This is a genomic window from Perspicuibacillus lycopersici, from assembly GCF_025660475.1.
Taxonomy (GTDB): Bacteria; Bacillota; Bacilli; order Bacillales; family Caldibacillaceae; genus Perspicuibacillus; species Perspicuibacillus lycopersici.
In genome coordinates this window covers 1-20,666 of sequence record NZ_JAOUSF010000005.1, presented here as the reverse complement: position 1 = coordinate 20,666, position 20,666 = coordinate 1, and the positions used below count along the sequence as shown (strand labels likewise).

Sequence of the window (20,666 nt, the reverse complement as noted above, 5' to 3'; positions counted from 1 at the left end):
GAACTGTCCCGCTCAAATAAAAACGACTACTCCAAAACGAAGTAGTCAACGAATAAAGAAGTACTAGCAATTTATTCTTGTTTCATTTCCTCCAGCTCATTTCTATATTGCTCCAGTTGCTTTGCTTGATGTTCACTGGATACTTCTAATGCATTCTCTATTTGTTGTTCAGCTTCATTTACCTCTTGAGCTAAGCGTTTCTTATAATGTCCATATTCTGAAGAATTAGAATCTAAGCTTTCGTACACTTCCTTAGCTTGTGCGTAACCTTGTTGTGCTGCTTGAAATGCTTGTTGTTTATTTTTATGCTGTGGCATTTTTTCACCCCTTCATTAGGCTTTACAGTAGGAAAATTTTTATTCGGATATCTTCTCATATTCCGCTTATCCTATTTAATAACAGGTCTTCCAATGGAAAAAATGAAATAGGAAGGTGAGATATGTATGGTTAATAAAAATGATGCTAGATCTATTCGAAAAAACGGGGACAAAGGTGAGCATGGAACCCAACCAGAACCATTAAGTGGATCAAAAAAGGTAAAAAATCATAACCATTCTCGTCAAAACCACAATCCAGGACACGATATGTAAGTGTGAATGGAAAGAAATAAATGAAAATTTACAAAAAGTCATCACTTTTTTTACAAATGTAGCGTACTATTAAATAATAGCGCTATTTCTTTCCTTTTAATGCACGAAACATCTCTAACCTCTAGTACTGCATTGGGGGGCCTGTTATGGATACAAAGAATGAGCAAAAACCATTTGAATCAAAAGAAATGGAGGAATGGCTGGATACCTTTTTCCTCGATCCTTACATTTCTTACTTAGATGAAACGATTTTCAGAATTGATTTGTATGATTCTGAAACAGCATTTATTGTGGAGGCACTATTACCTTCCATACAAAAGGAAAACATCGATATAAAAATTTCCGCCAACGAACTCCAAATTAAAGTCAAGCTTTTTGATATTCAACCACCCCATGGTTCACAAATTAAAACAAGAACTGTATATTTTCCAATGAATATATCCCATTTACAAACAGAAGCAACATTTGAACATGATATTTTAGAAATAAAAATATGGAAACACCAGAACAAGGAGTAGCCTATAAATTAGAAAAAAGACGCAAGAGATTGGCTCTTCGCGTCTTTGCATGCTTTTATTATTTTTTTATATCCTCATCAGTAAAAGACCATGACAATATGTTAGCATCCTTAGATTCAGCAAACATAAATATGTACTGGTCAGAAGTGACACTATCAAAAGCAATTTCACCTACGATCGATTTTCCTGGAGAAATTGTTTGATCGACAGTTCCTTTTGTATCTATCAATGCAATATCTTGTTTTGCGTCTGCGGCAATTAATGATAATTGGGGTAAGCTTGTAATTTCAATCGCTTCCTCCCGATTATTGGTAATTTCTACTTCTACACCAATAAACTTATCCTTACTTGCTTTTATGTAGTCATCCGCAATTTCTCTAATATTTGTCACTTTTATGGTGAGACCATTGACATCTTGTTCTTCTCCGATTGCTAAACTGCTTTGTGAAATATCTGCAACTGCAATTGATGCTAGAGTATTTACTTCACTGCTATTTTCATTACCCTTACCATTTCCATCGTTGTTCTCTTTATCGGTATTTTCATCATTATTATTATCTAATTGTACTGATTTTTCTATAGCAACATTTGATGTACTTGCAAAACTGCAACCAGTTAAAAGAGATATTACTAATAATGAGACGAAAATGGCTCTAATTCGATATTTCATATCTATCCTCCTGTTTTCGTCTGATTCCTAAAAACATTTTATGACAAATTTCCTCATATGTAAAGATTTTCAATATATAAATATTTTAAAAGTTTAATTTTTTCCACACTAGAACTCTAGCATTTTGGAAAATTTTACTGAAATCTTCATTTTAATATAAATTTCTAGCGACACTAACACGAGAATATATCTTGATGAATTAGCTAATCTTCGATCTAATCATTCTTATTACGACAAATAATATTTTCATCTAGTTTGCTATAATTAGTATCGCCAATGAATGAAAGAGAGAATTCTCCTTCATGAAATTCTGCAACTGTTAAACTACCATTAGGAACCGAATATTTTCCCCAGAAAAATTCATCTATAGCCTCCTTTTTCATAGAATATATTAAACTTTTGATCATAATGCAGTGGGATACAATTAATACATTGTCTCCGTCACTATGTTTCATAACAATTGATTTCAATCCCAACAACCCGCGTTTCTGAACATCCAAATAATTTTCTCCAGTTTTCGCTTTATATAAATGAGGCTTATTCCAAAACATCTCGTATTCATCGGAAAATTGCTTTCTTATTGTTTCCTTTTTCTTACCTTCCCACATCCCAAAGGACATTTCACGGAGTAATGGTTCTTTATTTACTGGAATGTTGCGTCCGTTTAAAAGAAGCTCTGTCGTTTGGAGCGTGCGTCCACTTGGACTTGTATAAACCGCGGTAAAATCGATTGTAGCTAATCTCCTCCCAAGTAATTGTGCTAAATGAATTCCTTCTTCAACTAAAGATGTATCTTTCCACCCCTGCATTCTACTTTCCGTATTCCACTGTGTTTTCCCATGTCTTACAATATATAAACGAATCATTTCTACTCTCCTTAATTCTCCAAAAAACATCACGATAATATGTGAAGTGTTTTACAATTACTTTCTTTTACATTTTATCATATTAACTCGTTAGGGAAAAACTTCTATATTTAGTAAACTAACCCAATTCTCAGATGTAAAAAATATTTAGACACGCAAAATAGTTACTAGATATTTCTAATGCATTGCGGTAAAATCAAAAATAATATGTAAGAAAATTACGTACATATTTTTACTAATAAAGGAGGTAAGAAAATGGGACAAGCATTTCAAGATTATTTACAAAAAAATCGGGAAAACCATTTACAACAATTAGTGGAATTATTACAAATACCGAGTATCAGTGCGTTATCTGAACATAAAGATGATGTTCGTCATGCAGCTAGCTGGCTAGCAAATGAGCTTCAAAGAATCGGTATTGAAAATGTGGCAGTGATGGAAACGAAAGGACATCCAGTAGTATATGGCGACTGGCTCCATGCCGAAGGAAAACCAACTGTATTAGTATATGGACATTATGATGTCCAACCCGTAGACCCGCTAAACCTTTGGGATACACCACCCTTTGAACCAACAATTAAGGATGAAAAAATTTATGCCCGTGGATCAAGTGATGATAAAGGACAAGTATTCATGCATATAAAAGCAATTGAAGCACTTTTCCAAACAAACGGTTCACTTCCAGTCAATGTGAAATTTATCTTTGAAGGTGAAGAAGAGGTCGGCAGTCCAAATCTCCCACTATTTATAGAAGAAAATCACGATCTCTTGAAGGCTGACCTACTCGTTATTTCCGACACTGGAATGATGGATAAAGGTAAACCAACCATTTGTTATGGACTACGCGGTTTAACTGGATTACAAATTGATATTCAAGGTGCGAACTCCGATTTACATTCTGGTGCATATGGAGGTGGCGTGCAAAATCCAGCACATGCACTTATTGAAGTATTAGCTTCCTTCCATGATAAACATGGGAAAATATTAGTGGATGGCTTCTATGAAAATGTGCGTGCCATTACCGATGAAGAGAAAAAGGCATTTGCCGATTTACATACTGATGAAGAAGCTATCCGCAAGGAATTAGGTGTTCCTGAATTGTTTGGGGAAGAAGGCTTCACCTTTAATGAACGTACATGGGTACGTCCGACACTTGAAATTAATGGTGTGTACAGCGGCTTCCAAGGGGAAGGGATAAAAACGGTACTTCCAAATAAAGCAACTGCGAAAATCACTTGTCGCCTAGTACCAGATCAAGATCCTGAAGAAATTTATGAAAAGCTTGTCAAACATATTGAAAATAATAAACCAAAAGGAGTAAACGTCACTATAACTCCTTTTGATAAAGGCGCACCTTTCATCACACCTTTAGATCATCCAGCTATTCAAGTAGCAGGAAAAGCATATGAAAAAGTTTATGGTGTCCCTGTCTCTTATACAAGAAGCGGCGGCTCCATTCCAATCGTCGCAACATTCCATGAGCTATTAAATACACCTGTCGTATTAATGGGCTTTGCATTACCAAACGAAAATGTCCATGCACCAAATGAGCATTTTCATCTCGAGAACTTTGACAAAGGTATGCTTACACTTTGTCACTATTGGCTTGATTTAGCAAATAGTCTATAATAAACAGGGAAACAGCCCTTCTAGTGAAAGGGCTGTTTTTTACTAACGTTCATTCATCTATATCTTCCCTGTTATGATAAGTCACATAATCATCAAGTAAGTCACTTATATATGCTGCTTCATCAAGCGTAAAGGAAAAATAGTTCGTTGCCTCCGTTTCCCCATCCGCTGATTTTGTAATTACATTCCGATACAAAATAGCATCACCTGATTGAAGATCCACTCCCATTTTCAGATGGATCATAAATTGCGTTTCGTCGTCAAAATGATTATTTTCAATATGAATATGCTTATCATTGGAGATCCATTCAATTTCTGGGTCCTCTTCTGCTAATTCATAAGCTAAATCAGTACCATCATCAAGCGTTTCCTCATATGGTTCGTTATCATCGTTTAAAAGAAACAGCTCTTCATCAAATTCAGTGTCTCCATCCTCATAAAAGTCTTCTAAAAATTCTACACAAGAATCATAAATAAATTGCAGCATTTCATCCAATTCATTAAATAATACTTTAGAATCTAGCTCTACTTCCTCATTATAATGATAAGCATAAAATTCTTGATTAACAGGATCGAATTGGATCACACAAAATTCATGAATATATTCACCAGTATCCATATAAAAAGAAAACGTTGGATGGATTTCCGTTGTATTAGTTTCAAAATGAATGCCAAACTCATCAAATTCTGAACTAATCTCTGGTAAACTTATGCGAATTGCGTTCTCCAATCGTGTAAACCATTCTAAACTACTCATAAGTTCAGCCTCCATTTAATATGTATTCACTCCTATCATCCCAATTTTACTATGATTTATGTAAAAAAATGGAGAAGGTTTTATAAAAATTTGGAGCTTTGCCGCGAAATGCCTGCCCTTCAATCATAACCATTAATTTAAAAACGACTGTATTTTTTCTAAATTGAAAAAGAAAACCTTTGTTCTTATGTGAAATGTCAGGTAAAATAAAGAAGAATGATCAATAGGTAACAATTTCAATAATGAAAAGGTTACAGAATATGGGGTGAATATCATTGATAAAATGCATCGCAACTGATATGGATGGCACATTACTTGGTGCAGATCAAACGATTAGCGAAGAAAATAAAAAAGCTATTTTAGCTGCGCAAGAAGCAGGAATTACAGTAGTGATTTCTACTGGAAGGTCTTTTGATGGCGCGAGCTTCCCTGTAAATGAAGCAAGCTTAAACATGCCTATAATTTGTATGAATGGAGCGCAAACCTATACTAATAAAGGGGAAGTATTGTCATCTGTCGGTATACCACATCATACATATAAAGAAATTATGTCTATTTTAGACGCAGCAGATTGTTATTATGAGTTATATACTAGTGAAGGGCAATTTTCAACAGATATGGATAAAGCATTAAGTACAATTGCTGATATTATTTTTAGTAGCGGTAAATTTACCGACTACGAAGAAGTACTTACTGGTGTAAAAAAACGCTTTGTCAACTCTAATATTCAATTTATCGACCATTACAATACAATTTTAGAAAGAGAAGCAATTGAATTTTATAAAGTTCTTGCATTTTCTACGGATAAAGAAAAGCTAACCACTATTGAAAACAATTTAAAAAATGTTCATGATATTGCGGTAAGCTCTTCCGGATTTGAAAATCTAGAAATTAATAGTATTCATGCCCAAAAGGGATTAGCGGTTGAACGATTTGTAACCTCTAATGGAATACAATTAGCAGAAACAATGGCAATTGGAGATAGCTACAATGATGTATCAATGCTCCAAAAAGCTGGATTTGCTGTAGCAATGGGCAATGCACCTGATGATATTAAAGCACTTTGTCACTATGTTACTGCTACTAATGTAGACAACGGTTTTGCTGAAGCAGTTTACAAAGTTATAGAAATGAATAAGGAAAGCTAATCTCTCCATTTGTAAAGTAAGTGAATCAATAGCAGCTACGATAGCAAATATTGTACGATAAAACCCGAATCATAGTGATTCGGGTTTTATCGTATATTATTATCTTTTAGCATTTATGTTGGCAGTTAAAAGACGTGGTGCGACAGAAAGTAGTAAAGATAATACTACAGCACAAAATAGGAAAGAGCCTAGTGCAGCAGTACCATTTACTATTAAGGAATATAGCCAAGCGGGTTGCCCTTCTGGTGCTTCACTTCCCCAAAATACAATACCAGCAATATAGTGAATAAAATATCGTGCAACACTACCGACAAATGTTGCAATAATTACATAAATAATTCCTTTTATTATTCGACGTTCTTTAAACATTTTCTGGATAACCGGCATAAAAAAGCCTGCAAACCCAATTAAAGCAAACGCAAGAAAGTATTCCATTAAAAATTGGATAACACTGAGAAAATAAAAATCACCTATAACAACTTGTAATAATCCCCAAATTAATCCTGAAACGAATGCAGGAACAAATCCCCACCGAAAAGCAACTAAAAATACCGGTACCATAGCAAATGATATGGATATCCATGGTCCTAGATCAATAGATGGCAATAAATCAAGGATTAATGCCAGTGCAGCCATAATGGCTACTTCAATCATCGTTTGTAACTTCATTTTGCGCATAAAAAAACCTCCTATGTAGTGTTTTGTAATCAAACGTTCCATAGGAGAAGAAGACAACCCAAAATAGTTGCCTTTTCCACAATCCCTACGCTAGTGTTAACTAAACAGGTTCAAAGGGTCAGAATCAATAAGTTGCTTTTTATGCAACCATCGATTCACTCTCAGCTAATGCTCCCCCTGTGGAAACGCCGATTCAATTGTCAATGAACATTATAGTATATACAACACAAAATGAAAAGCATTTTATATTACTATTTTGCTAGACTTGAGTTTTTGGATAAATGATTTTTGTAATACCGACTTGGTTAACCTTTATAATTTACAAAGGGAGTGGTTTCCCACTCCCTTTAACAATACTTTCTGTTTTCTTTTTATTTTAAACCTATCTAGTTCATTTCCCTCTTATTGGTTCTTTTAATTTGCTGCTGTTTTTATTGTAGCAGTTTGCTTTTTCCCGTTACGATAAAATTCTACTTTCAGAGAATCTCCTGGTTTAATATTTTTATACAAGTATTGCTTAAATTCAGTGGCATTACTAATTTTTTGTCCATCAACAGCGACGATTACATCATTTACTTCCAGTCCCGCCTTTGCTGCAGGAGATCCATCCTCCACTCCTGCAATTACAATACCTTCTGTTAATGATCCAAACATGCTTTGACGATAAAATTGGACTATATCGCTCATATTATACAATTGAACGCCAATATATGCGCGTTTTACTTCACCATTTGCCATTAATTCCTCTGCAATTGGAATGGCATCATTACTAGGGATTGCAAAGCCTAAACCTTCCACACCCTCTTCTGAAATTTTCAAGCTATTAATACCAATTACTTCTCCATTACTATTGATTAATGCTCCACCGCTATTTCCAGGGTTTATTGCAGCATCTGTTTGAATTACAGATAATTCCCATTCTCCAGCAGAAGTGGAAACAGATATACTACGATCTAAAGCACTAATAATCCCTTGGGTGACGGTGCGTGAAAAATCCAAACCTAGTGGATTCCCGATAGCAATTACTTCATCCCCAGGTCTTAGTTTTGAGGAATCTCCAAAGGAAGCAACTTTATCTGCGTATTTTTGATCAATTTTTAATACTGCTAAATCGGTCAATGCATCAGCTCCGACAATTTCAGCCTTTGTCGTCTCTCCACTATATAAGGAAATTTCCACCTCGTTAGCATTTTCAATAACATGATTATTGGTAAGAATATACGCATATTTGTCATCCTTTTTAAAAATAACCCCAGAACCTGAACCTGACTGCACATTTTGTGATTGTAAATTAAACTGATTTTGCATCTTTTGCATATTCACTACACCGACAATTGTTGGTGCTAGTTCCTCTGCAATATCGGCAATTGTCGCCTCAGATGTTCCATTAAAATTCGAGCTAGTATATACTGCGGTATTTGCTGGAGTAGCTGTATTCCCTTGCTCTAATTCCTTTGCATGAGAAACATCCTCTCCACCTGCAAATGGTATACCATAGTAGGATACTAGTGACACCGTTAATAATGAACTTATGACACTTACTGAAACATTTGCAGCTATGCCCTTCACAAAACCTTTTGCTGTTTTTCTATTTTTATTGGATTGCTTTGTCTGTTCATCGCGATTTTGCTCCTTATTGACGGAATCGGCAATTTCAGCAAAATTGATTGTGTTATTTTCCGTTTGCTCTGGACCTTCCGTGTCATTAGAATTATTGCCTATTTCAGGCGTATCGTTTATTTTTTCATCATCAAGTAACGGATTTACCGCTCCTTGATTGTCTTTTTCTAATTCATTGGAAAGGTCCTTTGAATGTTTATCTTCCATGTTCATCAACCCCTCTTTTTCTTTCAAAAATAGTATAGGAAAAAATTATGAACAAATTATGAATAGAACAAGAAAAAAGTATTAAATGAACGTTTTTTGTTATAAAGTCATGAATACTTCATAATTATTTTTGACCGAAATTTACCAAATACATACAAATAAAGAGATCCTTATGACAGAATCTCTCTCCTCACGATATTTATTAAATTATTTATGTGTAATCCTAATACCAATTCCAGAAGGGTCTTCTAAAAATATACCATCTGTTCCTTCGCTAAGGACGATATTTTCATTCTTTAGTCGCGTTTTAACAGTATGATATTCAAACACATTTGGAAGTAGAATCGTGAAATACATAATCCCTGTTGCATGTTTCTCGAGCTTTGGTGCATTATTTCCATTCCAGATATTGAAGCCAATATGGTGGTGATATCCCCCTGCTGACACAAATTGTCCCATAAATCGATTGCGCATTTCGTCAGCAAAATTTTTCGTAAACCCGAGAATATCTATATAAAATCTTTCCGATTCCTCCAATTGAGAGACATGTAAGTGGATATGTCCCATAACCGTACCTATTGGCATTCCTTTAAACGTGCCATTTTCTGATAATGAGAGCAACGCTTCAGCATCTAGCGCATTCGTTGGGGCATTCAAATATCCTTCTTCGGTACGGTGCCATTTTTCACGTGGTCGATCGGCATATACCTCAATCCCATTACCTTCTGGATCTGATAAATAAATAGCCTCACTAAAATCATGATCACTTGCACCTGTTATTGGATATCGAGTAGTAATTAAATGTCGTAGAAAGCTTGATAATGATTCTCTAGTCGGAACTAATATCGCTAGATGATACAATCCAGCCCCTCGCCTTCTTTTCAATACGGCATGCTCTTGCTTTTGCAAAATAATTAATGGCTCATTTTCTCCGTTTGCTGATAAATATATCCGATTTTCTTCTTGCTTAATTATTGCTAAACCGATAATTTCTGTATAAAACGAAGTAACTAATGGTAAGTCTTGAATATTTAAAGCTACCGCTCCAAGAACTGTTTTTGGATGAATCGGAATTGTCATATTTATTTTCCTTTCCTAATTTAATGAAAAAAGTTTTTTTTCGCCTAAATTCTTGCTATCATATAAATAAGTAAATTATTTTTCATAAAGCTATTTTTCAATAGTCTTTTATATTTTTCGTTTACTAAAATGCAATATGTAACAAGTGAAATGGTTTATATTACTTATTGAAAAATGCTTATAAATGCTACTTACTTTTAGTAAGTGTATTATTTTTATAAAATTTCGTCAAGAAATAGGAATCCATTCTCCGATTCCTTTTAAATAAAAGCTGTTTTCTAAGATTGTTGTTATTTCAAGTGTAATGAAACATTAAATGAACCGCTGAACAAAATGAATACAGGAAGATTCCCGCGGGAAAGAGAAGTATATTCATTCTGCGAGTTATTTATAAATAGCAAACAAACTGTTACGAAAACGGCCTAAATAAATTGCAAGGATGGGGTGAGCTTTATGTTACATCAATTATGCCCAAGGGTGGAAAAAGCATTAGAATTGCTTAGCAAAAGATGGACTGGTTTAATCATATATCAACTATTAAATGGCCCACACCGGTTTTGTGAAATTGAAAGTTCGCTACCGATTAGTGGTCGTCTATTGTCTGAGCGGCTGAAGGAATTAGAAAAAGAAGGCATCGTGAATCGTGAGGTTTTTCCAGAAGTTCCCGTACGTGTAGAATATGCTTTAACGGAAAAAGGAGCAGGTCTTGCACCAGTTATGAAAGAGCTAGAAGAATGGGCTAATAAATTTATTAATTAGAAGAAAAAAATTGTGAAGAAACCTATGCATAAATGACAAATACGAGCTCACACTGTATGAGCTCGTACAACTTTATTATGTCCTTTGTTAATGCATAAAATCGTGATTTCCATCATTTTGCAAAAAAATTTGTCGTGATGGCATTAATATATGATCTTCATATAACCTTTTAGCGACTAATAATTTTGTTTCCTGTGCAGCGACCGTATAATCATGATCATTAACGGTTGCTGTAATAGAAAATTTCAATCCGTATGGACTAGTATCTAATGAATGTAAACCGTAAACTCGATATGGTTCAACATATTCGCCGGTATATTTATCCCTTTTCAAATATCCCTTATGCCTTTCGTTTAGTTCATCACATATCTCTTGGAGTAATTCGGTTACCTTTTCCGGATTTTCATGAAAAGAAACAATTATACTTTCAAAAATTCTTCTCATTTCTACGGAGCCATTTACCATCCGGCGAATTTCTCCGTTCGGAATCGTAACCAATTTACCATTAAGCAGGCGAATTTTTATTGCTCGAAAACCAATCTCTTCAATAGTCCCACCCTCTGGTTCTCCATTAATATTCACGAAGTCCCCTTTTTGAATCGTTTTTTCAAATATCATAAAAATGCCACTTAACAGGTCATTTATTAATTTTTGTGCACCAAATCCAATAACTGCAGCTATTATTCCCCCAGCAACTATCAATTCTCGTAAATTTCCAATAAATGGCTTTATAGCAGCGATGATAATTACAATAAACACAATATAATTAGAAGTATTTTTAACAACACTTTCAATCGTGGCTTCAATTTTTTCATCCAAAAAATTCGTTTTTTTGAAAAATTGATGTAATACAAAGCGAATGACGATAATAATAAAGTACGTTAAAATCGTAGTAAAAAATAAAGATAAAAAGTAATCTAAGACGTTCCCCCAGTCTATTTCGAAAAAAAGAATTAATTGCTTTATAATATCTTGCATATACTATCACTTCCCCAATTCAACTAACGAATTTAAATAAAAAGTATTGTATCACGAAATAAAAAATTGAGTAATAGGAAATTATCTTATTAATCGAAACGTAATATTTACAATCAAATCGAAATCCTATCATTCTAATATAGATATGTATACAGAAAAAAAGAACTTGGCAAATGCCAAGCTCTTTTACTTTTCAAAAAATTATTCTGTTATTAAGAACGGGAGAAAACATTATGCACGTGATGCTTCTAATGCTAGGGAAATTTTTACTTCATCACTAACTAGAACGCCACCAGTTTCTAATGCTGCGTTCCAAACCAACCCATAATCTCCACGTTTAATTTTTCCTTCCACTGAAAATCCAACGGTTTCTGCACCAGACATAGGATTTTTTGCAACACCCTCTAAAACTACGTTAAACGTTTCTTCACGAGTTACACCACGAATGGACAAATCGCCAGTTACTGCATATTCATTTTCCCCTGTTTTTACAATATTAGTAGATTTAAAAGTTAAGGTTGGATAATTTTCTACATCAAAAAAGTCTGCAGATTTCAAATGCCCATCACGGTCGACATTCTTTGTGTCTACACTGGATAAATCTACAGTAAATTCGATATTGGCAGTTGTTAAATCAGCTGGATCTGCCTCGATTTTTGCATCATATTTGTGAAAGGTTCCATTTACTCGTGAAATCATCATGTGTTTTACAGAGAAATTCACTTCACTATGTAGTAAGTCTAATACCCATTGTTCATTAGCCATTATAAGTCCCCCCTAATTTTAACTTACTTAAAGTAAGTTTATAATTTAATATTAGTATAAATTCCTCCTAAAAATAAGTCAATAATTAATTTTGATAATTTTATAAAAATAAACGTTTAAAAAGCTATTATTATCTTTTGTGCTAGATACAAAGATAATAATAGCTCATTTACAGTGATTATATTCCTTCATCATATCATTGGCACTAGCTTCATTTTTTCCGCTCTATCATCTGGTCTAATATGTTTTTATGTTCGATCATTAGATTTAGTATTTCAAAATTCTTGTTAAGAATTAGCTGTGTTAATCGGTTCGCTATTTCCTGTGCTAATTCGTATAAGGATTGATCAATAATCCCTAGCGAATACGCTTCTTCCAATTCATCGGCATCCTTTCTATACATTTCACCAGTCGGAAGCAAAATAATATCCAAAAATAAATCCTCCATCCATGGAATGCCATTATCCGTACCGACTCCCGTAATAATATCGATATAATGTTGAATAACCTCACCATTGCCATTAAACATTGTTGTAATAGAAAATTTTTGGTCTAACGGAAAATGCTGTAGCCAGCTATATCCATCATCAACTATACAAATTTGCTTTGTTTCGTATGTTATATAAAGTGGAGCTTCTACTCTGTCTATTTGTAAAAGTGTAATATATCCTCTAAATGTTTCTGTTTCAACACAGGTTTGTGCATACCGACTTTCTTTCACTCGTTTCCATTCCGAACGATTACCATATTTCCTTTTTAACATCGTCGTCACATACTTTCCTAATCTGTTACTGTGCTAGAATAATCGGGAACGTGTAGCAATTTTTTTCCGATTTAAACGATTGTACTTCGACATTCATTCAATAAATCTAGAATAAACGCTCGATCCTCTGGAAAGGAGAATTCTAACTTCGCTATGTCATCTGCGTTTTTCCAGGCAATCTCGTAAATTAGCTGATCTGGGTCTTGTATACATGCCTTTCCACTAATTATGCGAACCATAAAATAATGGACTTCTATTTCCATTTGGCTAACCTTATCTTTTTTTACATGAAGCGGGTGGAGCACCACTCCATTAAAGCCAGTTTCTTCTTTAAATTCACGGACACAGCATTGTTCAAAAGTTTCTGCTCCTTCTAATTGCCCGGAAGGAACTGTCCATAATTTCTTTTCATAAGGCTGCCCTTGTTTCACCATTAATACCTCACAGCGATCATTAATACATACTCCCGCAGAGCCTAGCCACTTTATAGTTGTCATAATAAACTTCCCCCACTAACGCATTGTGGTTAAATCCTCTTGTTTAGAATAAAAATCCACGACTGCCTTATTTTGATAAACAAAACAATGATTATAAGTAGCTTGATCTCTTAACATGGTCGGAAGAAAGTAATGTAGATTCGCAATACCATCATTTTTTGGATGAAGAATCCATTCTAGCTTTTTCCAATCAAGAATTCCTTCTGCTGTTTTAATAGGCGTAAAAAATTCAAATGTTTCCGGTACCTCAGCCAGAAATACATACATCCCCCCTGCATCTTTTCCGTTTACTATCCAGGTTACGGTACCTTTATATTCCATATTCGATAATTCAATGCCGGTTTCTTCATAAGCTTCACGTAAAATACACTGTAAAGGACTTTCTTTCTCCTCTAGCTTACCTCCGACACCATTCCAGCAACCCATCCAAGAGGCTTTCTCTCGATTCAATAAAAGTATTTCATCTCCTCTTTTAATAAAACCAATAGTATATTTTAGCATTTTATACTGTTCCCTCCATTATGTTCACATTCCATCTAAGCTGTAATTGTAAGATAAAAGAGATACTATTAAATTGTTAATAAATAGTAATCTTGTGCTTGTATTATATTAAATCCACTTGTTTCATAAAGCCTTAAAGCATGGGCATTTTGCGTTTCTACCTCAAGAAAAACATCATATCCTAAGCTGCTTTCTTGTAAAATTACACGTTGCAACGCTTTTTTACCAATCCCATTTCCTTGCTTCTCCGGAAAAATAGCAAAGCCATATATCCACGATTCTCCGTCCTGCCGTTGCGTCCGTATTTTTCCAACCGTTTCTCCATCATGCTCGATCACATAAAAGCTTTGGGTATTTTCCGTCTTTATTCGTTTATTGAAGGATATTGCCTCCTCTAAAGCAAAGCCGAAGCTTTGAACATCTAGTTGGACTTCTGCTTGGAAATCCGCTTCTGATACGGACTGTCTGATTTGTACATCATCGTATACAAATAATTCCTTCTGCTCCCATTTCATTTGGTATTCACTGAAAATTAGTTCACATGGAATCGTTTGTAAAAATTGCTTACCAGAAGGAGAATTTGCTGGTGTATTAAGTAAAACCTTCGTAAAATTATGTTTTGTTATTTCTGCCATTGCTTCTTTAAACAGTTGGCTAAAGATTCCTTTTCTGCGAAATGTTGGATGGACCATTCCAGAAATTTCCACCTTATTTCCAAATCCATATAAGCCTAAAAACCCAATTAACTGCTCATGCTCATAATAAAGAAAATCATTTTTCTCATTTTCCGTCCGATTCTCAAGCATATCCCAATTTAATTTTAAATTTATCCCTTCTTGACTTTCACATATTTCTTGTAGTTTTTTTATATCCTTTAATTGTTGTTTCGTTAACATATTGCCCTCCCAATTTTTTATTCGATAAACCGTCTTCACGGATCGTGAAAATACAGCAAATCAACTATTTTTCATTTTCTACTACTCTTTTCTTTTGGAATTCTACTTCAATATCATAATACTCCAACTTATTGGTAAATACCCCTCTAATGCGGGAATACTGATTATCATCATCAATCATCATTTTATTTCCATCGTTAAAAATAATTTCAAAGCCATAATAATTATCATCATTGTAGCCGATATGGCGTTTTGCTTGTGCAATATCCTCCCAGCCGTAATGATACTCTTTCATAGAAAATGCTTCACGCATCGAAATTCCATCGTTCCCAATTGTCTCATATGCATGAGATGCTAAATATAATACAAACACTCCACACAAGAAAGATAGTATACTGATACTAATCGACCACATCTTTTTATTAATTATTGCAATTACGATGAAAGCAAAGGCGATTAATACACAGCCAAATCCGTAGACGTAATAATTTCCATCTGGAATGAAAACTAACCAAACAGTATCTGTTTGATAAAATATATTAGCTAATGATGTTGGCAGAAAAATTAAGAGAATAGGAGAGATAAGTAAACAAATTATTCCGATTGTTAGAAAGATATGTCTTGCATCGTATTCACGTATCATACTGTGTCCCCCTTGGTGGCAATTTATTTTATTTCAATAGAAATGACATATACTTGATCATAATCAATGACTTGCTGCCAATCTACTTCATCTTTTATTTCGTTTATAATTGATGCTTTATCATCAGTGGAGACTACTACTGCAATTACCTTCTTCTCTCCTTTAAATAATGCTTGAGGCATTACCATCGGGCTCCAATTCGTTTCCCCTTTATGTTTTTTCTTTGCTATATTATTGTTAAATTGAAAATTATTAGGACCGTTATTTGTCATAACAGAGGTAGTCCAATACTCTTCTTTTTCATTTAATTTTTGTTGAACATATAGCATCCGAATCGGTTCCTTTAGCTCTGCAGAAAACAAAGGAGTTGTAAAATCGGCAATTTCTTTTATAAATTTACCAGATTCATAGTATTCGATGGTTGATTGAATATCCGTTATTTCTTTGTTACTAATCTCTAAATCAAAAACAAAATACCCATCCCCCATTGCTTCTGCAAAATTTATTTCAAAATCAGAAAGCTCTGCTGTCTTCATTACACCATCGGCATTTTCTAAAATCTTTCTTACCTCTTCTTGTTCTGCATCCTCTTCTGTAACTACATTTTCCGTTTTAGGAGTTACTACTGTTGGTTCATCCTTTTCTATTTTTGGTAAAAACGAGCAGCCCGAAAGTAATAAAAGCACGCTTAAAAGCAATATTGAAAAAGACTTCATTTCCACACCCCTTTATGGATAAATTATAGTAATAGTCTTATTGATTTTCTCTTCTTTATATAAATCTAGGATGTTTTATTAATTGCTGTATAGACCATAACGTCATTTATTGTTACTAGTATTTCTTTTATTTAATCGTCGAAGTCTTTTTCAGTACTTTCCCCATTATTACATAAGGTGCGATTGTATTCGGTAGAAATTGCTGATTAACTGCTTGCCATCCATGTTTACTATATAAGTTTCTTGCAGCCGTATTATCAACTTGGGTTGTAAGCAATGCAGTAGTGTTGGTTACGTTTGAAAATAAATGATCCAGCAATTTAGAGGCGATTTGTTGATTACGAAATAGTGGATGCACCCCTAATTCGACTAATTCAAAGCAATCCTTTAGCCAAAAATCCTGATTATCTTGTTCTAATGTAGATCGTAATAGTTCATGATAATACTGTCCTTTTGTAGAAATATAACCATATGCATAACCAACAAGCTCTTGCATTTCATTAGTTGCAACGATTCCTTGAAATCCAGGATAAGTTAAATGGCGATAAAATTGGTGAATAAAATTTGACTCTTCTTTCTTCCATACGAGTTCGTACAAGGGAGGTATTCTTTCTACCACTAAGTCATTGTTACAAAATGATTGATAATTATACATTTACCATCCTACCTACCAATCTCCTTTATTTTAAATTAGCCCAGTTCAACAGCCTTTTCGATATGCCAATTATTTGTGGTAATGTTAAAAATTTGAAGCGGCTCTTGAATATCCGTTTTTTCAAAATCCATATCGGGCTCTACATAACGAATAATGGATTCTACATCATTATGTGTAACTTCTTCTAAATTCTTTTATTACCGCTAATGCTTCTACATTTATTACTATTTTAGGATATAGCTGATAACGACGCGCTTGTTAACATTTTGTCCTATAATATCATGTAAAAAATTTCCTTTCCATCTGTACTAAATATATTTCTATTAATTTCTTATTATTCCTCCAATATATTGCAAATACTATTAAAAATCTACAAATTTCTATATTTTATAGAAAATTAATGTGCTATTATTTTTTTAGGGAGTTGATTTACATGAAAATAGCAATCATCACGGATATCCATGGTAATGCTCCAGCATTACGAGCAGTTCTTAACGAAATAGATATGCTATCTATTGACCATATTTATTGTTTAGGTGACTTGATTGCCATTGGACCAAATACGAATGAGGTATTATATCTACTCTTTTCTAGAAATGATATTTCTATGATTACAGGAAATCATGATGTGGCCGTTTTAGCATTAATTAAAGGGGAACATTATCCTATTAGTCATCAAAATGTGCGAAACCATCATGAATGGATAGCGGAACGTTTAGACAGTTCCTTTATTCCGAGATTAGCCAACCTACCACGAACAATTACCGAAACAATCGATAACATTCCAGTTTACTTTACACATTATCGTATTTTACCAAATAAACTTTCTGCCCATATTAGCGAGGATCCTTTTCATCAAATTGTTAAACCAAGCTTAGAGAATATGGAGAAGCTATATAAATTTTTTGCTGAAGCATTAATTTGCTTCGGACACCATCACCCACTTCATTACTTCAAAGGAGCAAAAACTTCGTATTTAAACCCTGGCTCTCTTGGATGTAATAACTAGCCAATAGCTCCATATGCAATTGTTACTTTTGAAAATCAATCCTTTCATATCGATTTAAAAGAAACTTTCTATGACAATAGGAAATTTCTTCAATCCTATGAGAAATTACAGGTTCCAGATAAAGAATTTATTTTGGAAATTTTTCATGGAAATCAATTAGCATAAATGCTATTAATAGCTTAAAACATATTTTCACAAGATTTATTACTATTTATCGGAGGTAATAAGCGAATGATACCACCCAATGAGATAATGACAACTTGGAAAAAATTTAACCACTTTCCTATGGATACTTTAACAAAAGCATGGTTTTTTCAGAAAGGTACTGAAAAGAAACAGCGTGACGTCTCCTTAATAAAAGAGCATTATCAGCAATATCGAATTACTGGAAACTGTTTTGACCTAGCTATATGGTTACTAGATGAATTTAAAAAGGATGGGATTACTGCATTTCCGATAGGACATCACATTGGTACAGATCACGCACATGTCGCTGTAATTGCATTAGATGAACATGGCCACCGCTATTTATGTGATTTAGGTGATCAGTGGATAAATCCCATTTTGATTGACGAAGATAGCAATCAATTTACGAATGAAAAGATGGCAGGCTATTTTCCCGGCGCTCTAATCCAAGTGAAGCCAGAAAGGCATTCCGTTACAATTCATTATCATAGACCTAATAATAAAACTTCCAGTCAAAACTATTTATTAGACCGGATGGAAATAAATGAATTCTTCCAAGCAGCTGAGCATTGCCAACAAGTTATTCGTCCGAAACCATTGGTAGAGTGTCGCTTACCTTTGGAATCTGAAATTGCACATTGGGAATTTTATGATTGGGATAGTTTTTTAAGTACAACAACCGGATTAATCCATGAGCCAAAATTAGACTGCATCGAAGATTGGGCAACACGTATTAATAAAAAAACTGGGTATGATTTGGCATTTTTACAGGATGCATTATCGCTTTATAAATTTCATCAATTTTAATTTATTTTAAGAAAAACCCTTCATGATTTTTATAATTAGAATGGTACCTATGAAATCAGAGAAAATAGAAATGAGACATAACATAATACGTATTTCTCTATTTTCAACAAAATAGAATTTTCAAGTTAATTTCTTCCCATTATTAATCCTGATTTTTTAGAAAAAGGAAATATCTTTCATATCCCTTACTCTATTAAGTCAAAATTCGATACTCGACTTAAACGATGGCAGCTTACGTAAATGAAAAAGTAAATAGCAAATGAGTACCATCCATTCCATTTTAATGTGACATAAAAACCTAACCACTTAAAAAATGGTTCCCCTATACATGTACCTACAGTTGCAAAAAACACTCCTTTCCAATGCGCTTTCATATTCGGCTTAAATTGGATTAGAAGCATAATAAATACGGGTAATATAGAGAAATCCCAAGGCATATACGATGGCATGGAAGGAAAGACTTTTCCAGTATAGTACCAAAGACCATACATAACTCCTAAAAAATCAAACCAAGAGGAAAGGAAAATTGCAAATAATCCAACATATAACAATCGATGGGTGCTTGTTTTTTTCCGAACAATAATGAATACAACCCATGGGGCAACGGTGAATACAAACGATAGCCAAAAATCCCAATGTAAAAATGTATTATGAAGCCAATAATTTAAATATTCCTTATTTGCTTCAAATACTTTATTATGTATTTCCCCTACTCTTTCTAGCTGTTTTTCACCAACCAAGGTTTTCTTATCCATTCGGATCCATCCTTTTTTTATTAGTATTAATAAAGTGTTAGATTTTATTTATAGCCTTCAAATTTTTACCGTTAATATTATTTTTTAATAAAATAGTGATTAAATACATAAATTCTATTATCTACACTTTCTTGTAAATGCTATCGTTTTTACTGTTGCACTATTTTTACTTGTTTCCGTACAATGAATACATAGTTTTTGAAATTAGACAATGAATATTATTTGGAGGGAAAATGGAACAAAATACTAACTTAATGAAGAAATTAAAAGTGAGAGCATTAACAGAGGGTGATTATATAGTTTTCTTCCATTGGAGCAAGGATGACGTTTTTTGTTCTGCAAATGGATGGGAAACGAACAGAAGTCAAAAAGAGCTATATAAATGGTTTATAAATAATTGTGTCAATCAAGTTACAGATAATTTTATTCGGATGGGAATTGATTTGGATGGGAAATTAATCGGTTATGCCGACTTAGCTTATATAAAAAATAATTCAGCTGAAATAGGCTTTGCCATTGGGGAGAGTGAATTATGGGGAAAAGGTATTGGGTTTCATTCTGTTCTCTGTTTCATAAATTATGTATATAAAGAATTAGGTATCACTATATTTAGCGCTGAGACACATGATTTAAATATTCGCTCTAGGAAAATACTCGAAAAATTAGGATTTAAAGAGATTAGCAGAATTGGTTATGACATATATCAAGGAGAGCAGTGCCAGCTAATCCAATATCAACTGGTTTTTCTGAAATAGGGAAATTCCATCAATTGAATAGCTTTATTGTTTATTACGAAGCTTATTAACAACTGCTATTATGGATAAAAAAAGAACAGCTTTATTTCAGCTGTTCTTTTCTTTGCCTGGCAACGTCCTACTCTCACAGGGGGAAACCCCCAACTACCATCGGCGCTGAGAAGCTTAACTTCCGTGTTCGGGATGGGAACGGGTGTGACCTTCTCGCCATAGTTACC

At 33.9% G+C, this 20,666-nt stretch carries 25 protein-coding genes, 1 rRNA gene and 1 riboswitch; of the genes, 8 read left to right on the top strand and 18 right to left on the bottom strand.

Going from position 1 to position 20,666, the window contains the following annotated elements; translation table 11 throughout:
- Positions 1-71: 71 nt before the first annotated feature.
- The gene (locus OEV98_RS14145; protein WP_263074007.1) at positions 72-317 is read right to left on the bottom strand and encodes a hypothetical protein; all 246 of its coding nucleotides are present in this window, start codon (positions 315-317) and stop codon (positions 72-74) included.
- Between the two features lie 126 nt (positions 318-443).
- On the opposite strand from OEV98_RS14145, the gene OEV98_RS14140 reads away from it, so the two are divergent.
- Together OEV98_RS14140 and OEV98_RS14135 are read left to right on the top strand one after the other, a co-directional pair.
- The gene (locus OEV98_RS14140; protein WP_263074006.1) at positions 444-590 is read left to right on the top strand and encodes a small acid-soluble spore protein P; all 147 of its coding nucleotides are present in this window, start codon (positions 444-446) and stop codon (positions 588-590) included.
- 146 nt (positions 591-736) lie between these two features.
- Positions 737-1,108 carry an Hsp20/alpha crystallin family protein gene (locus tag OEV98_RS14135; protein ID WP_263074005.1) on the top strand — a complete coding sequence of 124 codons (372 nt, stop codon included), beginning with the start codon at positions 737-739 and terminating at the stop codon, positions 1,106-1,108.
- A gap of 58 nt (positions 1,109-1,166) precedes the next feature.
- Here OEV98_RS14135 and OEV98_RS14130 read toward each other — a convergent pair whose 3' ends face one another.
- Positions 1,167-1,778 (bottom strand): DUF4352 domain-containing protein, encoded by a 612-nt coding sequence (locus OEV98_RS14130; protein WP_263074004.1) that lies wholly within the window; start codon positions 1,776-1,778, stop codon positions 1,167-1,169.
- A gap of 215 nt (positions 1,779-1,993) precedes the next feature.
- Positions 1,994-2,644, bottom strand: a complete 651-nt coding sequence (locus OEV98_RS14125) for a histidine phosphatase family protein (RefSeq protein ID WP_263074003.1) — start codon at positions 2,642-2,644, stop codon at positions 1,994-1,996.
- A gap of 255 nt (positions 2,645-2,899) precedes the next feature.
- On the opposite strand from OEV98_RS14125, the gene OEV98_RS14120 reads away from it, so the two are divergent.
- On the top strand, positions 2,900-4,273 hold the full coding sequence (locus OEV98_RS14120; protein WP_263074002.1) for a dipeptidase: 1,374 nt from the start codon (positions 2,900-2,902) through the stop codon (positions 4,271-4,273).
- A gap of 49 nt (positions 4,274-4,322) precedes the next feature.
- Here the strand turns inward: OEV98_RS14120 and OEV98_RS14115 are convergent, their stop codons facing one another.
- Positions 4,323-5,030 carry a hypothetical protein gene (locus OEV98_RS14115; RefSeq protein ID WP_263074001.1) on the bottom strand — a complete coding sequence of 236 codons (708 nt, stop codon included), beginning with the start codon at positions 5,028-5,030 and terminating at the stop codon, positions 4,323-4,325.
- A gap of 275 nt (positions 5,031-5,305) precedes the next feature.
- On the opposite strand from OEV98_RS14115, the gene OEV98_RS14110 reads away from it, so the two are divergent.
- Entirely contained in the window at positions 5,306-6,178 is an 873-nt protein-coding gene (locus OEV98_RS14110; RefSeq protein WP_263074000.1) for a Cof-type HAD-IIB family hydrolase, read from the top strand.
- A 99-nt stretch (positions 6,179-6,277) separates the two neighbouring features.
- On the opposite strand, the gene thiT is transcribed toward OEV98_RS14110, so the two are convergent.
- The 3 genes from thiT to OEV98_RS14095 form a co-directional block, all read right to left on the bottom strand.
- Entirely contained in the window at positions 6,278-6,856 is a 579-nt protein-coding gene (gene thiT, locus OEV98_RS14105) for an energy-coupled thiamine transporter ThiT (RefSeq protein ID WP_263073999.1), read from the bottom strand.
- A 64-nt stretch (positions 6,857-6,920) separates the two neighbouring features.
- Positions 6,921-7,044, bottom strand: a riboswitch (TPP riboswitch).
- 226 nt (positions 7,045-7,270) lie between these two features.
- On the bottom strand, positions 7,271-8,683 hold the full coding sequence (locus OEV98_RS14100) for a S1C family serine protease (protein ID WP_263073998.1): 1,413 nt from the start codon (positions 8,681-8,683) through the stop codon (positions 7,271-7,273).
- 207 nt (positions 8,684-8,890) lie between these two features.
- Positions 8,891-9,763: a VOC family protein gene (locus OEV98_RS14095; protein ID WP_263073997.1), complete on the bottom strand. Its 873-nt coding sequence runs from the start codon at positions 9,761-9,763 to the stop codon at positions 8,891-8,893.
- A gap of 453 nt (positions 9,764-10,216) precedes the next feature.
- On the opposite strand from OEV98_RS14095, the gene OEV98_RS14090 reads away from it, so the two are divergent.
- On the top strand, positions 10,217-10,522 hold the full coding sequence (locus OEV98_RS14090; RefSeq protein ID WP_263073996.1) for a winged helix-turn-helix transcriptional regulator: 306 nt from the start codon (positions 10,217-10,219) through the stop codon (positions 10,520-10,522).
- Between the two features lie 87 nt (positions 10,523-10,609).
- On the opposite strand, the gene OEV98_RS14085 is transcribed toward OEV98_RS14090, so the two are convergent.
- The 9 genes from OEV98_RS14085 to OEV98_RS14045 form a co-directional block, all read right to left on the bottom strand.
- Positions 10,610-11,500 (bottom strand): mechanosensitive ion channel family protein, encoded by an 891-nt coding sequence (locus OEV98_RS14085; protein WP_263073995.1) that lies wholly within the window; start codon positions 11,498-11,500, stop codon positions 10,610-10,612.
- A gap of 231 nt (positions 11,501-11,731) precedes the next feature.
- Positions 11,732-12,265, bottom strand: coding sequence for a YceI family protein (locus tag OEV98_RS14080; RefSeq protein ID WP_263073994.1), 534 nt, complete (start codon positions 12,263-12,265; stop codon positions 11,732-11,734).
- Positions 12,266-12,476: 211 nt separating this feature from the next.
- Positions 12,477-13,028 carry a DUF402 domain-containing protein gene (locus tag OEV98_RS14075; protein WP_263073993.1) on the bottom strand — a complete coding sequence of 184 codons (552 nt, stop codon included), beginning with the start codon at positions 13,026-13,028 and terminating at the stop codon, positions 12,477-12,479.
- Between the two features lie 71 nt (positions 13,029-13,099).
- Complete coding sequence (locus OEV98_RS14070; RefSeq protein ID WP_263073992.1) at positions 13,100-13,525, bottom strand: NUDIX hydrolase; 426 nt, start codon at positions 13,523-13,525, stop codon at positions 13,100-13,102.
- Positions 13,526-13,540: 15 nt separating this feature from the next.
- The gene (locus tag OEV98_RS14065) at positions 13,541-14,026 is read right to left on the bottom strand and encodes an NUDIX hydrolase (protein WP_263073991.1); all 486 of its coding nucleotides are present in this window, start codon (positions 14,024-14,026) and stop codon (positions 13,541-13,543) included.
- A 68-nt stretch (positions 14,027-14,094) separates the two neighbouring features.
- A complete protein-coding gene (locus OEV98_RS14060) occupies positions 14,095-14,922 on the bottom strand; it encodes a GNAT family N-acetyltransferase (RefSeq protein WP_263073990.1) in 828 nt (275 codons plus the stop codon).
- A 64-nt stretch (positions 14,923-14,986) separates the two neighbouring features.
- Positions 14,987-15,565 carry an MATE family efflux transporter gene (locus OEV98_RS14055; protein WP_263073989.1) on the bottom strand — a complete coding sequence of 193 codons (579 nt, stop codon included), beginning with the start codon at positions 15,563-15,565 and terminating at the stop codon, positions 14,987-14,989.
- A 23-nt stretch (positions 15,566-15,588) separates the two neighbouring features.
- Positions 15,589-16,281 (bottom strand): hypothetical protein, encoded by a 693-nt coding sequence (locus OEV98_RS14050; protein WP_263073988.1) that lies wholly within the window; start codon positions 16,279-16,281, stop codon positions 15,589-15,591.
- A 127-nt stretch (positions 16,282-16,408) separates the two neighbouring features.
- Entirely contained in the window at positions 16,409-16,936 is a 528-nt protein-coding gene (locus OEV98_RS14045) for a GNAT family N-acetyltransferase (protein ID WP_263073987.1), read from the bottom strand.
- Between the two features lie 433 nt (positions 16,937-17,369).
- On the opposite strand from OEV98_RS14045, the gene OEV98_RS14040 reads away from it, so the two are divergent.
- Both OEV98_RS14040 and OEV98_RS14035 read left to right on the top strand, forming a co-directional pair.
- Positions 17,370-17,945, top strand: coding sequence for a metallophosphoesterase family protein (locus OEV98_RS14040; protein ID WP_263073986.1), 576 nt, complete (start codon positions 17,370-17,372; stop codon positions 17,943-17,945).
- A gap of 231 nt (positions 17,946-18,176) precedes the next feature.
- Complete coding sequence (locus OEV98_RS14035; protein ID WP_263073985.1) at positions 18,177-18,938, top strand: hypothetical protein; 762 nt, start codon at positions 18,177-18,179, stop codon at positions 18,936-18,938.
- 185 nt (positions 18,939-19,123) lie between these two features.
- Here OEV98_RS14035 and OEV98_RS14030 read toward each other — a convergent pair whose 3' ends face one another.
- Positions 19,124-19,693: a CBO0543 family protein gene (locus OEV98_RS14030; RefSeq protein WP_263073984.1), complete on the bottom strand. Its 570-nt coding sequence runs from the start codon at positions 19,691-19,693 to the stop codon at positions 19,124-19,126.
- Between the two features lie 233 nt (positions 19,694-19,926).
- Between OEV98_RS14030 and OEV98_RS14025 the strand changes: the two genes are divergently transcribed.
- Complete coding sequence (locus tag OEV98_RS14025) at positions 19,927-20,448, top strand: GNAT family N-acetyltransferase (RefSeq protein ID WP_263073983.1); 522 nt, start codon at positions 19,927-19,929, stop codon at positions 20,446-20,448.
- 105 nt (positions 20,449-20,553) lie between these two features.
- Here the strand turns inward: OEV98_RS14025 and rrf are convergent.
- Positions 20,554-20,666 (bottom strand): 5S ribosomal RNA (gene rrf, locus OEV98_RS14020); the annotation flags it as partial.